This is a genomic window from Paraburkholderia antibiotica, from assembly GCF_012927125.1.
GTDB lineage: Bacteria > Pseudomonadota > Gammaproteobacteria > Burkholderiales > Burkholderiaceae > Paraburkholderia > Paraburkholderia antibiotica.
This window is the reverse complement of the sequence record NZ_JABBFZ010000002.1, coordinates 60300-74423: the sequence shown is the minus strand read 5'-3', so window position 1 is coordinate 74423 and position 14124 is coordinate 60300. Positions and strand designations below refer to the sequence as shown.

13 protein-coding genes are annotated in these 14124 nt (G+C 65.5%); 3 read left to right on the top strand and 10 right to left on the bottom strand.

Features of this window, described 5'->3' with window-relative positions:
- Positions 1-13: 13 nt before the first annotated feature.
- Positions 14-1102, top strand: coding sequence for a hypothetical protein (locus HHL14_RS04400; protein ID WP_169496364.1), 1089 nt, complete (start codon positions 14-16; stop codon positions 1100-1102).
- A gap of 64 nt (positions 1103-1166) precedes the next feature.
- On the opposite strand, the gene aroQ is transcribed toward HHL14_RS04400, so the two are convergent.
- The 3 genes from aroQ to HHL14_RS04385 form a co-directional block, all read right to left on the bottom strand.
- Positions 1167-1607, bottom strand: a complete 441-nt coding sequence (gene aroQ, locus HHL14_RS04395; protein WP_169496363.1) for a type II 3-dehydroquinate dehydratase — start codon at positions 1605-1607, stop codon at positions 1167-1169.
- 71 nt (positions 1608-1678) lie between these two features.
- On the bottom strand, positions 1679-2749 hold the full coding sequence (locus HHL14_RS04390) for a Gfo/Idh/MocA family protein (RefSeq protein WP_169496362.1): 1071 nt from the start codon (positions 2747-2749) through the stop codon (positions 1679-1681).
- 49 nt (positions 2750-2798) lie between these two features.
- Positions 2799-4202, bottom strand: coding sequence for an MFS transporter (locus HHL14_RS04385; RefSeq protein WP_169496361.1), 1404 nt, complete (start codon positions 4200-4202; stop codon positions 2799-2801).
- A 285-nt stretch (positions 4203-4487) separates the two neighbouring features.
- Here HHL14_RS04385 and HHL14_RS04380 point away from each other — a divergent pair, with 285 nt between their 5' ends.
- Positions 4488-5444, top strand: coding sequence for a LysR family transcriptional regulator (locus tag HHL14_RS04380; RefSeq protein WP_169496360.1), 957 nt, complete (start codon positions 4488-4490; stop codon positions 5442-5444).
- 31 nt (positions 5445-5475) lie between these two features.
- On the opposite strand, the gene HHL14_RS04375 is transcribed toward HHL14_RS04380, so the two are convergent.
- The 4 genes from HHL14_RS04375 to HHL14_RS04360 form a co-directional block, all read right to left on the bottom strand.
- Positions 5476-6822 (bottom strand): MFS transporter, encoded by a 1347-nt coding sequence (locus HHL14_RS04375; RefSeq protein ID WP_169496359.1) that lies wholly within the window; start codon positions 6820-6822, stop codon positions 5476-5478.
- 64 nt (positions 6823-6886) lie between these two features.
- Entirely contained in the window at positions 6887-7453 is a 567-nt protein-coding gene (locus HHL14_RS04370; protein WP_169496358.1) for an isochorismatase family protein, read from the bottom strand.
- A gap of 52 nt (positions 7454-7505) precedes the next feature.
- Positions 7506-7958, bottom strand: coding sequence for a MarR family winged helix-turn-helix transcriptional regulator (locus tag HHL14_RS04365; protein WP_169496357.1), 453 nt, complete (start codon positions 7956-7958; stop codon positions 7506-7508).
- 243 nt (positions 7959-8201) lie between these two features.
- Positions 8202-8849: a VTT domain-containing protein gene (locus HHL14_RS04360; RefSeq protein WP_169496356.1), complete on the bottom strand. Its 648-nt coding sequence runs from the start codon at positions 8847-8849 to the stop codon at positions 8202-8204.
- Positions 8850-9044: 195 nt separating this feature from the next.
- On the opposite strand from HHL14_RS04360, the gene HHL14_RS04355 reads away from it, so the two are divergent.
- A complete protein-coding gene (locus HHL14_RS04355) occupies positions 9045-9581 on the top strand; it encodes a GNAT family N-acetyltransferase (RefSeq protein WP_169496355.1) in 537 nt (178 codons plus the stop codon).
- 226 nt (positions 9582-9807) lie between these two features.
- Here HHL14_RS04355 and HHL14_RS04350 read toward each other — a convergent pair whose 3' ends face one another.
- The 3 genes from HHL14_RS04350 to HHL14_RS04340 form a co-directional block, all read right to left on the bottom strand.
- Positions 9808-10869, bottom strand: a complete 1062-nt coding sequence (locus tag HHL14_RS04350; protein ID WP_169496354.1) for an alkene reductase — start codon at positions 10867-10869, stop codon at positions 9808-9810.
- 83 nt (positions 10870-10952) lie between these two features.
- Positions 10953-11255 carry an ArsR/SmtB family transcription factor gene (locus HHL14_RS04345; RefSeq protein WP_169496353.1) on the bottom strand — a complete coding sequence of 101 codons (303 nt, stop codon included), beginning with the start codon at positions 11253-11255 and terminating at the stop codon, positions 10953-10955.
- Between the two features lie 268 nt (positions 11256-11523).
- Entirely contained in the window at positions 11524-14118 is a 2595-nt protein-coding gene (locus HHL14_RS04340; protein WP_169496352.1) for a response regulator, read from the bottom strand.
- Positions 14119-14124 lie beyond the last annotated feature (6 nt).

Here is a 14124-nt window from a genome sequence, read left to right as displayed (position 1 = left end):
GAAGAGAAGTCCCATGTCGTTGCCCCACGCGCCGTCGGCTGCGCCCGATACTCCCAACACGTCCGCGAGTCCGCTGAAACAGGCGGTGTTTCTGCACACCGGTTGGCGCAGCGCGGGCACGTGGGTCTGGTCGCGGCTGCGCGAACTCGAACGCACGGCCGGTTTTTACGAGCCGCTCAGCAACGTGCTCGCCGAGCTGAATCCGACCGACGTAGCCGCTTCCCGGCCCACGTTGACGTCAGGCCATCCACCGCTTGCCGCGCCGTACTTCGACGAATACCGGCCGTTTCTGCGCGAGAACGCGCGCGGCGTGGCCGGCTACGACCGACGCTTCAGCATCGACCGCTTCACGCGCGAACCCGATGCGAGCTTTCCCGCGTTGCAGGCCTATCTGCGCGTGTTGTGCGACCACACCCGCGAACAGGGACGCGTGCCGGTCTTCAAGTTCTGTCGCACGGGCGGCCGGCTGTCGTGGCTCAAGCGCGGGTTTGGCGATGCGATGCACGTCGGCGTACTGCGCAATCCGGCGTCGCAATTCGCGTCGGGCTGGCTGCTGCGGCAGCAATGGAGCAATGCGTTTTTCGTCGCCGCGCCGTTTCGCGTGCTGGGTTTGAATCAGATGGACCCGCTGGTGCGCGAAGCGATCGGCGTATGCGGCGTGCGCTTGCCGCCGTTGCCGTCGATGCCCGACGACGCGTATGCGGCCGCCTGCGAGCAACACGCGCGCACGGTGGATAGCGACAACGCGTATCGCGCGTTCATCGCGTTGTGGATGCTGTGCGCGCTGCGCATGGGCGAAGGCGTCGATCTGCTGGTCGACATGGACCGGCTCGGGCAATCGCGCGACTATGCAGCCGGTTTGCGCGCCGGGTTTGCCGCGCAATGCGGCCTGTCGCCGGACTTTACGAGCGCGCGCGATCTGGTGGAGGAAACCCGGCGCAGCGCGGCGCGGATGACCGGCATCGACGGTGGCGCGCTGCGCGCCGTGCATTCCGCCGCGCTGAAATTCCTGAAGTCGCAGGCCGGCGTCGAGCCGGCTTTCACCGAGGTGGTTCGCCAGAAAATGGTGCTGGCGAACGAACTGGCCGAAGCGTGGCGTTAAGCGGGCCACGCCCGGAAGGTGGGGGGAAGATGCGTGGAAGAGGGATGGAAAAAGCGCGGCCGGTTTAGCCCGCCGCCGCCGATACCGCCGCGCGCAGGCCGAGCAGATAGCTGTCCACGCCAAACCCGCAAATCTGTCCTTTGACGATCTCCGCGAACACCGATTGATGCCGGAACGCCTCGCGCGCGTGAATGTTCGACATGTGGATCTCGACCACCGGCACGGTCAGAATCGCGAGCGCGTCGCGAATGCCGTAGCTGTAGTGCGTCCATGCGCCCGCGTTGATTAGCACGCCGGCCGCATTGTCGGTGAACGCCTGATGGATGCGCTCGCACATCGCCGCTTCGCTATTGGTCTGAAAACTCTCGACGCGCACGCCGAGTTCGTCGCCGAGCGCGCGCAGCCGTTCGTCGATTTCGGCGAGCGTGATCGTGCCGTATTGCGCGGGGTCGCGCTTGCCGAACATGTTGTGGTTGATGCCGTGCAGCATGACGAAGGTTTTCATCGAGTAGGCCCTGGTAATCGAAATCAGAGGTGTCGAATGGGTGTGCGGGATGAGGCGTGCCGCGCGTCTGGCTAGTGCGCGGTCGCTTCGACCTTGCGGGTCGTGTCGACGAGCGTGCCGGTGCGTGCCGCTTCGACGATCGCTTCGGTAATGCGCAGATTCTGCAAGCCGTCCTGCGCGCTGACGAGCGGCGCTTCCTCGCCCGCGATCACGCGCACGAAATGTTCGAGCTGGCGCTTGAGCGGATCGTCGCGCGTCATGTCGGCGACGCTCACGTCGAAGGGCTTCCACCACGAACGGTCCGCGGCGTTCGCGTAGGTTTTCAGACGCATCGTCGGCACCGCGAGCGAGCCGAAGGTGCCCGCGATCACGTAACAATCTTCGTCCGGATACGACGGATAGGCCTTGTTTTCCTGCGAGGTCTGCTCCCAGCTGCGCGCGCTCGCGGCGGTGTCGGACAGCATGAAGCTGCCGAGCGCGCCGTTGTCGAAACGCAGGTTGATCGCGACTGTGTCTTCGACCGGAAAGCCGCGCGTCGCATGCGACGCGATTGCCTGCACGGCGACGATGTCGCCGCACAGCATGCGCAGGTTGTGCACCTCGTGAATCATGTTCAGCAGGATCGGACCGCCGCCCGGCTGACGCCGCCAGTCGGCGTCGGCAAAGTACTCGGCGGGCTTGAAGAACACCGCGCTGCCCATCACCGCGACGAGCTTGCCGAGCCGGCCTTCGTCGATGAGCTGCCGCGCGCGCGCCATGATCGGACTGTGCGCGCGGTGATGGCCGATCAAGAGCGGCACGCCGCTGCGCTGCGCTTCGGCGGCCAGCCGCTCGGCTTCGTCGACGCTCGGTGCGATCGGCTTTTCGAGCAGCGTCGGCACGCGCGCCGCGAGGCAGCGCAACGCATGCTCGACGTGCAACTGGTTCGGCGTCGCGAGGATCACGCCGTCGGGCCGGTCGCGTTCGAGCAGTTCGTCGAGCGTGCGATAGAGCGGCACGCGCGCTTCGGCGGCGATGGCGATGGCCGCCGGTGATGGATCGACGATGGCCGACAGCATGCAACGATCGCTGCGTTGTGTGACCGCCATATGCGCGCGGCCGATGTAACCCGCGCCGGCGACGGCGATCCGGGTGCTGTTCATGACAGAGTTCCCTGGAAGTCCTGATGACACCGGGTTGACGGAAGATCGCTTATGCGATGGCCTTTTTCCCTGCGGCGAGGCTCTGCGCGCGCAGCGCTTCGTAGCTGAGCTTGTCGATCGGCACCGCGCCCGGCTCGCCGAGATCGCTCAGCTTGACGCGGAAGTTTTCGCGCGCGCTCCATGCGGCGACCGCCGCGATGATCGTGATGGCGAAGGTGATCGCGCCGATCGTCAGCGGCACGTTGTGCGATCCCGGCGGCGCGACGTACGCGAACAGCGCGGGCAGCAGCGCGGTGATCGTGGTGCCGATGTTCTGGCCGATCGCCATCGCCGACACGCGCGAACGGGTCGGGAACAGTTCCGGATAGAAGCTCGGGAAGATCGCGTTGTAGCCCTGATAGATGACGCCCCACATCAGGATCGACATGACCATCGCGAGCGGCACGTTGCGGATGCTGATCGCGTACAGGTACGCGAACGACAGCAGTCCGGCGCCGAGCGCGCCGACGATGATCGGCAGACGTCGCCCGATCCGGTCGGACAGGTTGCCGACGTACGGAATCACCAGCACCGCGACGATATTGCCGACTACCGGTATCCACAGATACAGGCTCTTCGAGAAGCCGATGCCGTACGACGCCTGCACCGCATAGGCCGCGCCGAAAATCGTCGCGACGACCGGAATCACGTTCATCAACGAGCACAGCACGACGCGCACCATGTCGCCCCAGTTGTACTTGAATGCTTCGACGATCGGCGAGCGCGGCACGCCGCCGCTCGCGTCTTCCTTCGCGAACGCGGGCGTTTCCTCGACTTCGCGACGGATGATGTAGCCGGCGATCAGCACGACCGAGCTGAGCAGGAACGGAATGCGCCAGCCCCATGAGTTGAACGACGCGTCGTCCATGTAATACGCGAGCGGCAGGAACACCGCGGCGGCGAGAATCTGGCCGGCCTGCACGCCTTGCAGCGTGAAGCTCGCGTAGTAGCCGCGTCGCCCGAATGGCGCGTGTTCGAGAATCATCGAACTCGCGCCGGAGATTTCGCCGGCCACCGCGAAGCCCTGGATCAGACGCAACACTACGAGCAGGACAGGCGCGAGAAAGCCGATGTGCTGGTACGTCGGCAGCAGACCGACGGCCATCGTCGACAGACCCATCAGGAACATACAGACGAGCAGCACGTTCTTGCGGCCGTGGGTGTCGCCCCAGTGCCCAAGCACGAGCGCGCCGATCGGACGCGCGACATAGCCGACGCCGTAGGTCGCGAGCGACGCGACGATCGCGATCTTCGGATTGCCGGAGGGGAAGAACAATTGCGGGAAGATCAGCGCCGCGGCTTGCGCGTAGATGAAGAAGTCGTAGTACTCGAGCGCCGAGCCGATCCAGCCGCTGGCGGTTGCCTTGCGGGCCTGCGAGCCGTGCCCGCCGCCTACCGATGCATTCGTTTCCATATCGTCTCCTGAACGGGATGTGTTCTTGTCAGCTTCTATGGCTGAATCATTGGCGTCCTTAAATCGGCGCAGCGCAAGCCAGGATTTTCCTGGACGCGTTGCCGCGCTACGGTATGAACGGGATGGATCGATGCATCGCGCAGATCGTCGCTGCCGGGTACGGGTTAACCATTGCCTGGCTGTCCCTGGTATTGCGCCCGACTTTATGTTCGAACGGCCGGTGCTTGCTCAACTCATCCGTTGCAGCTAGGGTAATAGCGTTATGCACCGACACAATGCATCCAGATGCACAATCAGAATGCGCTCACAGCCATGAATGAATCGTTCCTGCGCGACTTGCAGCTGTTTTGCCATATCGCGCGGCGCGGCAGTTTCGTCGCGGCATCGACGGAAATGGGGCTGTCGCCTTCGCATGTGAGCAAGCGCATTGCGATGCTCGAAGCCGGGCTCGGCGTGAAGCTGTTTCAGCGCACCACGCGGCGCGTCAGCGTGACGAGCGACGGCCAGGCCGCTTTGCAGTGGGCGCAGAAAATTCTCGACGACGTGCAGGGCATGGCCGACGCATTCGCGGATCGCCGCACCGAGCTGAGCGGACTGCTGCGCATCAGCACCAGTCTGCGGCTCGGCCGCAAGCACGTGTCGCCGATCCTCGCGTTGCTGCGCGAGCGGCATCCGAACCTGGAGATCTGGCTCGAACTGCTGGACCGGCGCGCGGATGTCGTTGGCGAGAACTTCGATATCGACGTGCGCGTCGGCGAAGTGCAGGAGCCGCATCTGATCAAACACCGGATCGTGGAGAGCGCGCGGATTCTGTGCGCGTCGCCGGATTATCTGGAGCGGCACGGCGCGCCGCTCGAACTCAACGATCTGACGCAGCACGACTGTCTGCTGTTTCGCGGCCGCGACGACCGTTTCGGCGTCTGGCGTCTGAGCGGACCGGAGGGCGAGCGCAGCGTGAAGGTGACGGGCACGGTCGCGTCGAACCTGAGCGACATCGTCGTGCAGTGGGCGAAGGACGGCTACGGGATCGTGATGGTGTCGATCTGGGACGTGGCCGAAAGCCTGCGCGCGGGGGAACTGGTGCGGGTGCTGCCGGATTATCGGCAATCCGCCGACGTGTGGGCGGTGACGGCTGAACGCTTGTCGTCGTCGGCGCGCATCCAGGTGTGCATCGAGTTTCTCAGGGAGCAGTTGACGCGCGGCCCGTATGCGCTGGTGACGCGTGGGGTCGGCGGGTTATGAAGGGCGTGCGCGTTTGAGTGTGCGCATGCCTTCACACGCTCGACGCCGTATCCTCTTCCGTCTCGTCCAGTTCGCTGCGTTGCACCGTTGCTACGGAATCCGTAACGATGGTCGCGCTGATCGGGCGCGGATCCTCGATGCTGTAACGCAGGCGCCAGCCTTCCCGATAGAAGCGCAACTGGCGATACCGCATCAGATAGACGAGGCCGACGAGCGCCGCGCCGAAGCCCGAGGCCGCGCCGACGGCGAGTGCCCAGCGCGGGCCGAAACGGTCGGCGACCCAGCCGACCACCGGCGCGCCGAGCGGCGTGCCGCCCAGCGCGATGGCGAGCAGGATCGCGATCACGCGGCCGCGCATCGCGGGCTCGGTGGTCAATTGCACGAGGCTGTTGGTCGAGGTCGTGAAGGTCTGCGTCGACACGCCGATCGCGACGAGCACGATGCCGAACAGCACGTAGTTCGGCATCAATGCGGCCGCCGTGCAGCCGATGCCGAACATCGCGCCGGCGCCGAGCAGCAGACCCATCGTGGGCCGCGCGCGCCGCGCCGCAAGCAAGGCGCCCGTGACCGAGCCGATCGCCATCGTCGAGCTGAGCACGCCGTATTCGCTGGCGCCCGCATGAAACGCGGTGACCGACATCGTCGAGATGAAGATCGGGAAGTTCAGGCCGAACGTGCCGATCAGGAACAGCATCAACAGCGCCGCCTTCAGATCGGGGCGCGTCCACACATATTTGAAGCCTTCGACGAAACTGCCGCGCGAGCGCACCGCGCGCGGTTTGATATGCAGCTCGTCGAGCCGCAGCATGCGCAACGCACCGAGTACGGCGACGAACGACAGCGCATTGATCAGGAACACCCAGCCGGTGCCCACCGACGCGATCAGCAGGCCCGCGACCGCCGGCCCGAGCATGCGCGCGGCGTTGAACGAGGTGGAGTTGAGCGCGACCGCATTCGCGAGATCGCGTTCGCCGACGAGGTCGGAGACGAAGGTTTGGCGTGCCGGGGAATCGAACGCGGTCACGCAGCCGAGCAGGCCCGCGAACACGTAGACCTGCCACAACTGCACGAGCCCGGTGAGGGTGAGCAGGCCGAGCGCGAGTGCCAGCGTGCCCATGATCGCCTGAGTCGCGAACAGCAGCTTGCGGCGGTCGAAGTGATCGGCTGCGTAGCCGGTGAGCGGCAGCAGCAACATCTGCGGCCCGAATTGCAGCGACATCACGATGCCCACCGCCGTCGCGTTGTGATGCGTGAGGCCGGTCAGAACCAGCCAGTCCTGCGCGGTTCGCTGCATCCACGTGCCGATGTTCGAGACGATTGCGCCGCTCGCCCAGACACGGTAGTTGAAAGTGCGCAGCGAACGGAACGTGGTGCTCACGGCAGGATTTCCTCAGCGCGGGGTGGGCCGCAGGCGGGCAGGCCGCCCGCCGGGTTGCACGCGATCAGGCGCGCGTTTTTTCGAGCAGATCGAGCACTTCCTGCACCGTGCCGGTTTCGCCGAGACGCGGGAAGATGCGCGTGATGCTGTTGGCGTGCGCGTCGGCATTCAGGTCGGTCATCGCGTCGACGACGAGCGTGACGTTCAGGCCGTGCTCGCTCGCGAAGCGCGCGGTCGACTCGACGCCGATGCTGGTCGCGATGCCGACCAGCACGATCTGTGTGACGCCCTGCTTCTGCAGATACGCGGCGAGATCCGTGTTGCTGAACGCGCCCCACGTGCGCTTCGTGACCAGATGATCCGACGGCTGCTGCTTCAGTTCGGGCAGCAGTTCGGTAAACTCGGCCGGGAAGTCGCCGGCATGGGCGCCTTGATCGGTGCGGCCCGGTGCGCCGGCAGCGACGTTCACCAGCACGACCGGCAGGTTGTGGCGGCGGAACGCGTCGAGCAGCGTGACCGAGCGTTCGACGATCTGCTGGCTCGGATGGGGGGCGGTCGGCAATGCGACGATGCCGCGCTGCAGATCGATGACGACGAGTGCCGTCTTGGCGTCGAGAGTGGTGAGTGCCATGTTGTGCTCCTGCGAGTGACGAGTAGCGAGACGCGTGGACGCGAATCGCGAGTTACAAATCGACGAGACGTTTGAGTAAATCGACGCCCGTCGCGAGTTGGTGCTGTTCGGTGTCGGTGAAGCGGGTCTGGATCGTGCGATACAGCCAGTCTTCGCGCGCCGCCCGGCTAGCCTTGACCTTCTTGCGAAAGGTGGGGGTCAGGGAGAGAACCGTCTGCCGCCCGTCGTTCGGATCGGGCGCGCCGCTGACGAGGCCGGCGGCTTTCAGTACCGCGAGCGTTTCTCCCATCGATTGCGGCCGCATGCCGTGCGCGCGCGCCAGCGCGGTGACCGTGGCCGGGCCTTCGCGCTCCAGCAGATTCAGAACCTGCACCTGCGAGGGCGTGAAGTCGCCGACATGCGATTCTTCGCGTAGACGCCGGCGCATCCTGCCCGCCAGCACGCGCAGATCTTCAGCCAGCGTGTGCAGGGCTTCGGGCGTAACGGGGGGAGGGGTTTTGCTCATGCGGTGAGCGCGTGCGACGACATGATGTGAAGGTTTCCTGCGAAGGCTACCTTCGTATTTCGTCGGAGTCAAGTTCGGGCCAGCTTCAGGGCCAGATTTAGGACTAGTTCAGCACTAGATGCGGACTAGATGCGGACGGCTGTGGGACCGGCTTCCGGACGGGCCACGATATCGCTTCCGAGCCGATTCGACGCAGGCCACTCGGCGCCTGGCGGGGTCGCCAAACGGCTGGCGCAGCGGCTCTCAGCGTGCGCGAGCGCGGCCCCGGAAAAAGCGCCATGCGGCGGCGCCGGCCAGCGTCACGCCGCCGAGCGCAAAACCCAGCAGCACCAGTGCGCTCAGATGCTCGCGCACCACCGGCGCGTTGCCGAACAGATAGCCGGCCGCGATCAGCGATACGACCCAAAGCGCTGCGCCGGCAGTCACGTACGACACGAAGCGCGGGAAGGTCATCCGCGACACACCCGCGGCGAACGGCGCGAACGTGCGCACGATGGCGATGAACGGCGACAGCAGGAAGGTCAGGCGGCCGCGCGCCTCGCTGAATGCATGCGCGCGACGCAGCGCATTGCGGTTGAGCCAGTAGTAGTTCTTCGTGTAGACCTTGTCGCCGACCGCGTGGCCGATCGCATAGCCGACGATGCTGCCGCCGATCGTCGCGACGAACAGCAGTGGCGCGACGATCCACACGTTCAGCGCGCCGGTCGCGGCGAGCGCGCCGCAGATGAAGATCAGCGGATCGCCAGGCAGGAAAAACAGCGGCAAAAACGCGTATTCGACGAACACGACGACAAATAGCAGCGTGTAGATGCCGCTGCCGAATTGCACGATCAGCTCGCTCAGATGCTGGTCGAGGTGCAACGCGAACTGCAGCGCATTCATCAGAGTCATCGTGGGGATCGGGTGGGGCGGGTTGAGAATGTCAGGAGTTTAATCTGGTGATGCGCCTGATCGCGAGCGGCCGAGTGCCCAGGCGGGGCAATCGTGCGCGTGGGGTTGACGTGCGTCTCGTGCGAGCATGGCCCGGCGCTTGTCGATTGCACGCCCGGGATGTCAATATCGGCCGATCTCTTCAGGGCTTTTGCGATGTCGCACGAATCTGCCGAATCTTCTATTACCTTCCGTCTCGCCGAGTCGCACGAGGCGAACACGATCCGCGCCATCGAATTCGAAGCGGCGGTGCGCTTCGTCGACGTCGGCATGACCGGTATTGCCGATGCGCCGTCGATGGCGCTCGAACTCGTCGAACGCAAGATCGCCGCGCGCGAGATCGTCGTCGCGATCGATGCGGATGGATGCTGCGCCGGCTTCGTGATGTTCGAGCCGCAACCGGCGCGCATCTACGTACAGGAACTGGATGTGCCGACCTCGCATGCGGGCCGGCGCATCGGCGCGGCCTTGCTCGACGAGGTCGCGACGATCGCGCGCACGCGGCAACTGACGCAGCTCGTGCTGTCGACGTATCGCGACGTGCCGTGGAATGCGCCGTACTACCGGCGGCTCGGGTTTCGCGACCTCGACTTCGCGGAGCTCGACGCGGCGCTGATCGCACGGCGCGACGCGCATATCGCGCGTGGACTCGACGAATCGAAACGCGTGTTCATGCGGCGCGATCTGACGTAGGGGGTGAATCGGTGAACCGGCACGTCACGGCGGTCGGGTCGGCACCGCGCGGCACGGCATGCGCAAAAAGCGGCGGGCGTGAACGGAGCGAATCCGATCACGCCCGCCGGGCGGTTTCAGGCAGTCGATGCAGCGGACTCACGCCCGCCGCGAATGTCTGCTGCGCCGCTTATCGCAGTACCAGCAGCACCAGCAGCAACGCCTGCTACAACGCCAATCGCGCCAGTTACTGCACCGTTTCCAGCGCCGGATAGTCGGTGTAGCCGACTTCGCCGCGTGCGTAGTAGGTCGCCGGAACCGGCTTGTTCAGCGGCGCATCTTCTGCGAAGCGGCGCACCAGATCCGGATTCGCGATGTACAACTGGCCCCAGGCCACCGCATCCGCTTCGCCGGCGTCGAGCACATGCTGCGCGCTTTCCTTGGTGAACTTCTCGTTCGCGATGTACGGGCCGCCGAACGCTTCCTTCAGCTGCGGGCCGAGGCGGTCGTCGCCGAGCGCTTCGCGCGCCGCGATGAACGCGATCTTGCGCTTGCCGAGTTCGCGCGCGACGTAGCCGAACGTCTCGGCCGGATTGGAGTCGCCCATCGTGTGTGCGTCGCGACGCGGCGCGAGATGCACGCCGACGCGGTTGGCGCCCCACACGCTGATGCATGCGTCGGTGATTTCGAGCAGCAGGCGCGCGCGGTTTTCGATCGGGCCGCCGTAGGCGTCGGTACGCTTGTTGGTGCTGTCCTGCAGGAACTGGTCGAGCAGATAGCCATTCGCGCCGTGCACTTCGACGCCGTCGAAGCCCGCCGCTTTCGCGTTTTCGGCGCCCTTGCGGAACGCTTCGACGACACCGGCGATTTCATCGAGTTCGAGCGCGCGCGGCGTCACGAACGGACGCTCGGGACGCACGAGGCTCACGTGACCGCCGGCCGCGATCGCGCTCGGCGCGACCGGCAGCTCGCCGTTCAGGAACACCGGGTCCGAAATACGGCCGACGTGCCACAGCTGCAGGAAGATCTTGCCGCCCGCGTCGTGCACGGCCTGGGTGACGAGCTTCCAGCCTTCGACCTGTTCCTGCGACCAGATACCCGGCGTTTCCGCGTAGCCGACACCTTGCGGCGTGACCGAGGTCGCTTCGCTGAGGATCAGGCCGGCGCTTGCGCGCTCGGCGTAGTAGCGCGCCATCAGCGCGTTCGGCACGCGGATTTCCTCGGCGCGTTGGCGCGTGAGCGGCGCCATGATGATGCGGTTCGGCAGCGTGATATCGCCAATTTGCAGCGGATCGAAAAGAGTCGGCATGAGAGTTCACCTTTGGCGGCGGGCATGGCCCGGGGCCTTGAAAGACTGCGTGAAAAAGGAAGCGCGGCGATGCGAATGCGGGCTCAGAGCTTCGTGTTCATGTGTTCGAGGAACGCCTGAATGACGGGCTCGTTGCGCTTGAAAAACACCCATTGGCCGATCCGTTTCGACGTGACGAGCCCCGCGCGCTGCAAGGCTGCGAGGTGCGCCGACACGGTGGACTGCGACAGACCGCAGCGCGCGTCGATCTTGCCCGCGCACACGCCGTGGTCGAGCGGCAGATCCTGGTCGGCGAAATGCAGCTGCGGCTCGCGCAGCCAGCCGAGAATCTCCCGGCGTACCGGGTTGGCCAGCGCTTTGTGGATCGCGTCGAAATCGGGCGTCATTGGGATGGTTTCAAGGTGATTCGACTACCGGCGCGCGGCACGCCTTGAAGCGCCCGCGCGAATGCATCGCTACGGAACGAATCATATATCGGAATTTAACGATATAGACGAAAGCACTACTGGGAATGGGGGATAGGGCTGCGCGGCCGCAATCGGGCGCGTGTGGGTGCGGTTGCGGCTGTTGCGCGCATGCATTGCAGCAGTCGCAACGCAGCAGTTCGCCGGACGCGAAGCGCGTCCGTTGCGCGCATCACGCCCATCGCGCGGCTCAGTCGTTGACCGCGTTCCGATGCGCGCGCCGCCCCTTCGCCCCCGCGTGATAGCGCAGCAGCGCGTCGGTCGAGCGCGTACTGAGCGAGCGGATCTGCGCGAGCCAGTCGGCTTCCAGCGGCCATTCGCCGGCGATCACGCGCGGATAGATCTGCCGCGCGAAGCCGTGCAGCGACTTTGCACCGAGGTAGCCGCTCACGCCGAGCAGCGCGTGCAAGGTCGTGTGGGTCGACTTGATGTCGGCGGCCGCGCGGTGGGCCTCGAGTCGCGTCGTCAGCGAGCGGATCTGTTCGATACCATTGACGAACGATTCGTCGAGCAGATCGAGCGAGGCCAGCTCCTCGAGGTGTTTCGTGTCGAGCAGGTTGTCTTCCGCGATCGCGGCATCTGCGGCCGGAGTCGTCAACGCGACCGGCGTCAGCGCGAAATCCGTCTGCTCGAACAGGCCGGCGCCGGCCGTCGCGCCCGTTTGCGCCGTCGCGCGCTCTACTGTCGGTGCCCGCATGCCGAACTGCCGCGCCAGACACGCGTACAGCGAGCCGGGCTGCACCGGCTTCACCATCACCTCGTTCATCCCGGCGGCGAGGCAGGCCTGCACTGCTTCGGTATCCGAATGACTGGTGAGCGCGACGATCGGTACCGTCGAGTAGGCATCGGCGCGGGCGCGGATCGCTTTCGTCGTCTCGATGCCGCTCATGCCCGGCATGTTCATGTCCATCAGGATCGCGGCGATGAAGCCGTCTTCGCGCAGTTTCGCCAGCACCGCCTGGCCGTGCTCGGCTTCGAGCACGGTCGCGCCGCGCCGCTCCAGATAGGTCTTCGCGACGAGCCGGCTGTAGGTGTCGTCGTCGGCGATGACGATCGTCTTGCCGACGAAACCGTCGCGTTGCTCGTCCTCATCGTGCCGCGCGCCGTTTTCGAACAGCGCCTGCACCGAGGTAATCAGGTCCTGCACGTTCGAGCCCTTGCTGATGATCTCGTCCATGCCGGCGCGCCGCGCGCGCAGCCGCACCGCGTTGCCGGGCTCGGCGGTATAGGCGACGATCAGCACGTTGCGGTTCTGGCCTTCACGGTCCGCGCGGATGCGCTCGGTGGTCGCGTAGCCGTCCATCTCCGGCATGCTGATGTCCATCAGCACGAGGTCGTAAGACACCGCGCGCCGCAGCGCCGCGAGCGCGAGTTCGCCGCTCGCGGCCTCGCTCACGTAGGCGCCGGCCTTGGTCAGCACGCGCCGGGTGCGGGCGCGCAACGTATCGTCGTCGTCGACCACGAGCACGCGTTTGCCCTTGAACGCGGGCATCGCGCGTTCGAACAGGCGGCGCTCGTGCTGCACGACTTCATCGGCCGAGACGGGCGGAAAGCGCAGCGTGAATTCGGTGAACTTGCCGAGTTCCGACTGGCAGCCGATGCCGCCGCCGAATGCGCGCATCGCGCGTTGGCAATACGCGAGCCCGAGCCCCGTGCCGCCCGAATTGCCGGCGGTGCGAAACGGCTCGAACAGATGCTGGACGATCTCGGGCGCGACGCCCGGACCGGTGTCGCGCACGCTCACCGTGTCGCGATCGACGGTCAGCGTGAGCGTGGCCTGCGGATACGCGGCGATGTGATAGAGCGCGTTCTTGATCAGATTGAACAGCGTGAAAAGATAGACCGTTTCGTCGCCCCTGAACACGAAGTCCTGTTTGACGACGAGGTTCACCTTCAGGCGTTCCTTGTCGCTCTCGAAGCCGTATTCGTCGAGCGCCTTGCGGGTGGCCGCCGCCGCATGCAGATAGCCGAGGCTGTCGGCGCGGATCGATTTGGCGCTGACTTCGTCGAGCGTCATCGCGATGATGCGCAGCCCGCGCTCGATCGACAGTTGCCCCTGGGCGACGTGGTTGTACAGCAGCGACGCGGTGCCCTGCGTCAGTGTGGGCGCTTCGCCCGGTTCGGTGACCGCGGGCAGCGCTTCCTCGACGCGGTCGAGCACGTGCCGCAACTGGCTCAGCGGATTGCGCATCTCGTGCGCGATGGAGCCCGCGAGCGCCTGCAGCGCGCGGTTCTTTTCCACGAAGATGCGGCCCTTGCTGATCGCGTGACTGAACGCCATGCTGCACAACACGACCACCGGCAGCAGCGCGAGATTCGCCTTGTCTTCCGCGCTGAGCACGATCGGCATCGGCGAACTGAGCACCGCGGCGAAGCCGCCGGAAAACACGCCGATGCCGATGCAGCCCATCAACAGCAACGGGTTGTCGATACACAGCGCGAGGATGAAGATCATCATCACCTCGGTCATCATCCACATCGTGGAGAAACCGTTTCTGACGGTGAGGAACGTGCAGACGAACGGCAGCACGTAGATCAGGCAGCAATGCCAGTAGATCAGCAGATAGTGGTTGTAGCGTTTCGGCCAGCGCGCCTGGAACAGCAGCGGAATGCACAGCGCCGCCGCACTGAGGCGGAGCAGCAGATTGTCGTAAGGCTGCGGCAGAACGTAGGTCCACACGACGAAATAGATGGGGTGACACAGGAGGCCGAGTGCGCCTCCCCATCGAATCGCAAACCTGCTTCGTTCCAGCATATCCCGCATCGTGTCGCGCGATATCGCCATCAGGCC

Bases quoted from the DNA above. Each gene is read 5' to 3' on its own strand.
- HHL14_RS04400 (WP_169496364.1), top strand. From the start codon at position 14: ATGTCGTTGCCCCACGCGCCGTCGGCTGCGCCCGATACTCCCAACACG.
- aroQ (WP_169496363.1), bottom strand. From the start codon at position 1,607: ATGAAAACCTTCGTCATGCTGCACGGCATCAACCACAACATGTTCGGC.
- HHL14_RS04390 (WP_169496362.1), bottom strand. From the start codon at position 2,749: ATGAACAGCACCCGGATCGCCGTCGCCGGCGCGGGTTACATCGGCCGC.
- HHL14_RS04385 (WP_169496361.1), bottom strand. From the start codon at position 4,202: ATGGAAACGAATGCATCGGTAGGCGGCGGGCACGGCTCGCAGGCCCGC.
- HHL14_RS04380 (WP_169496360.1), top strand. From the start codon at position 4,488: ATGCACAATCAGAATGCGCTCACAGCCATGAATGAATCGTTCCTGCGC.
- HHL14_RS04370 (WP_169496358.1), bottom strand. From the start codon at position 7,453: ATGGCACTCACCACTCTCGACGCCAAGACGGCACTCGTCGTCATCGAT.
- HHL14_RS04365 (WP_169496357.1), bottom strand. From the start codon at position 7,958: ATGAGCAAAACCCCTCCCCCCGTTACGCCCGAAGCCCTGCACACGCTG.
- HHL14_RS04360 (WP_169496356.1), bottom strand. From the start codon at position 8,849: ATGACTCTGATGAATGCGCTGCAGTTCGCGTTGCACCTCGACCAGCAT.
- HHL14_RS04355 (WP_169496355.1), top strand. From the start codon at position 9,045: ATGTCGCACGAATCTGCCGAATCTTCTATTACCTTCCGTCTCGCCGAG.
- HHL14_RS04350 (WP_169496354.1), bottom strand. From the start codon at position 10,869: ATGCCGACTCTTTTCGATCCGCTGCAAATTGGCGATATCACGCTGCCG.
- HHL14_RS04345 (WP_169496353.1), bottom strand. From the start codon at position 11,255: ATGACGCCCGATTTCGACGCGATCCACAAAGCGCTGGCCAACCCGGTA.
- HHL14_RS04340 (WP_169496352.1), bottom strand. From the start codon at position 14,118: ATGGCGATATCGCGCGACACGATGCGGGATATGCTGGAACGAAGCAGG.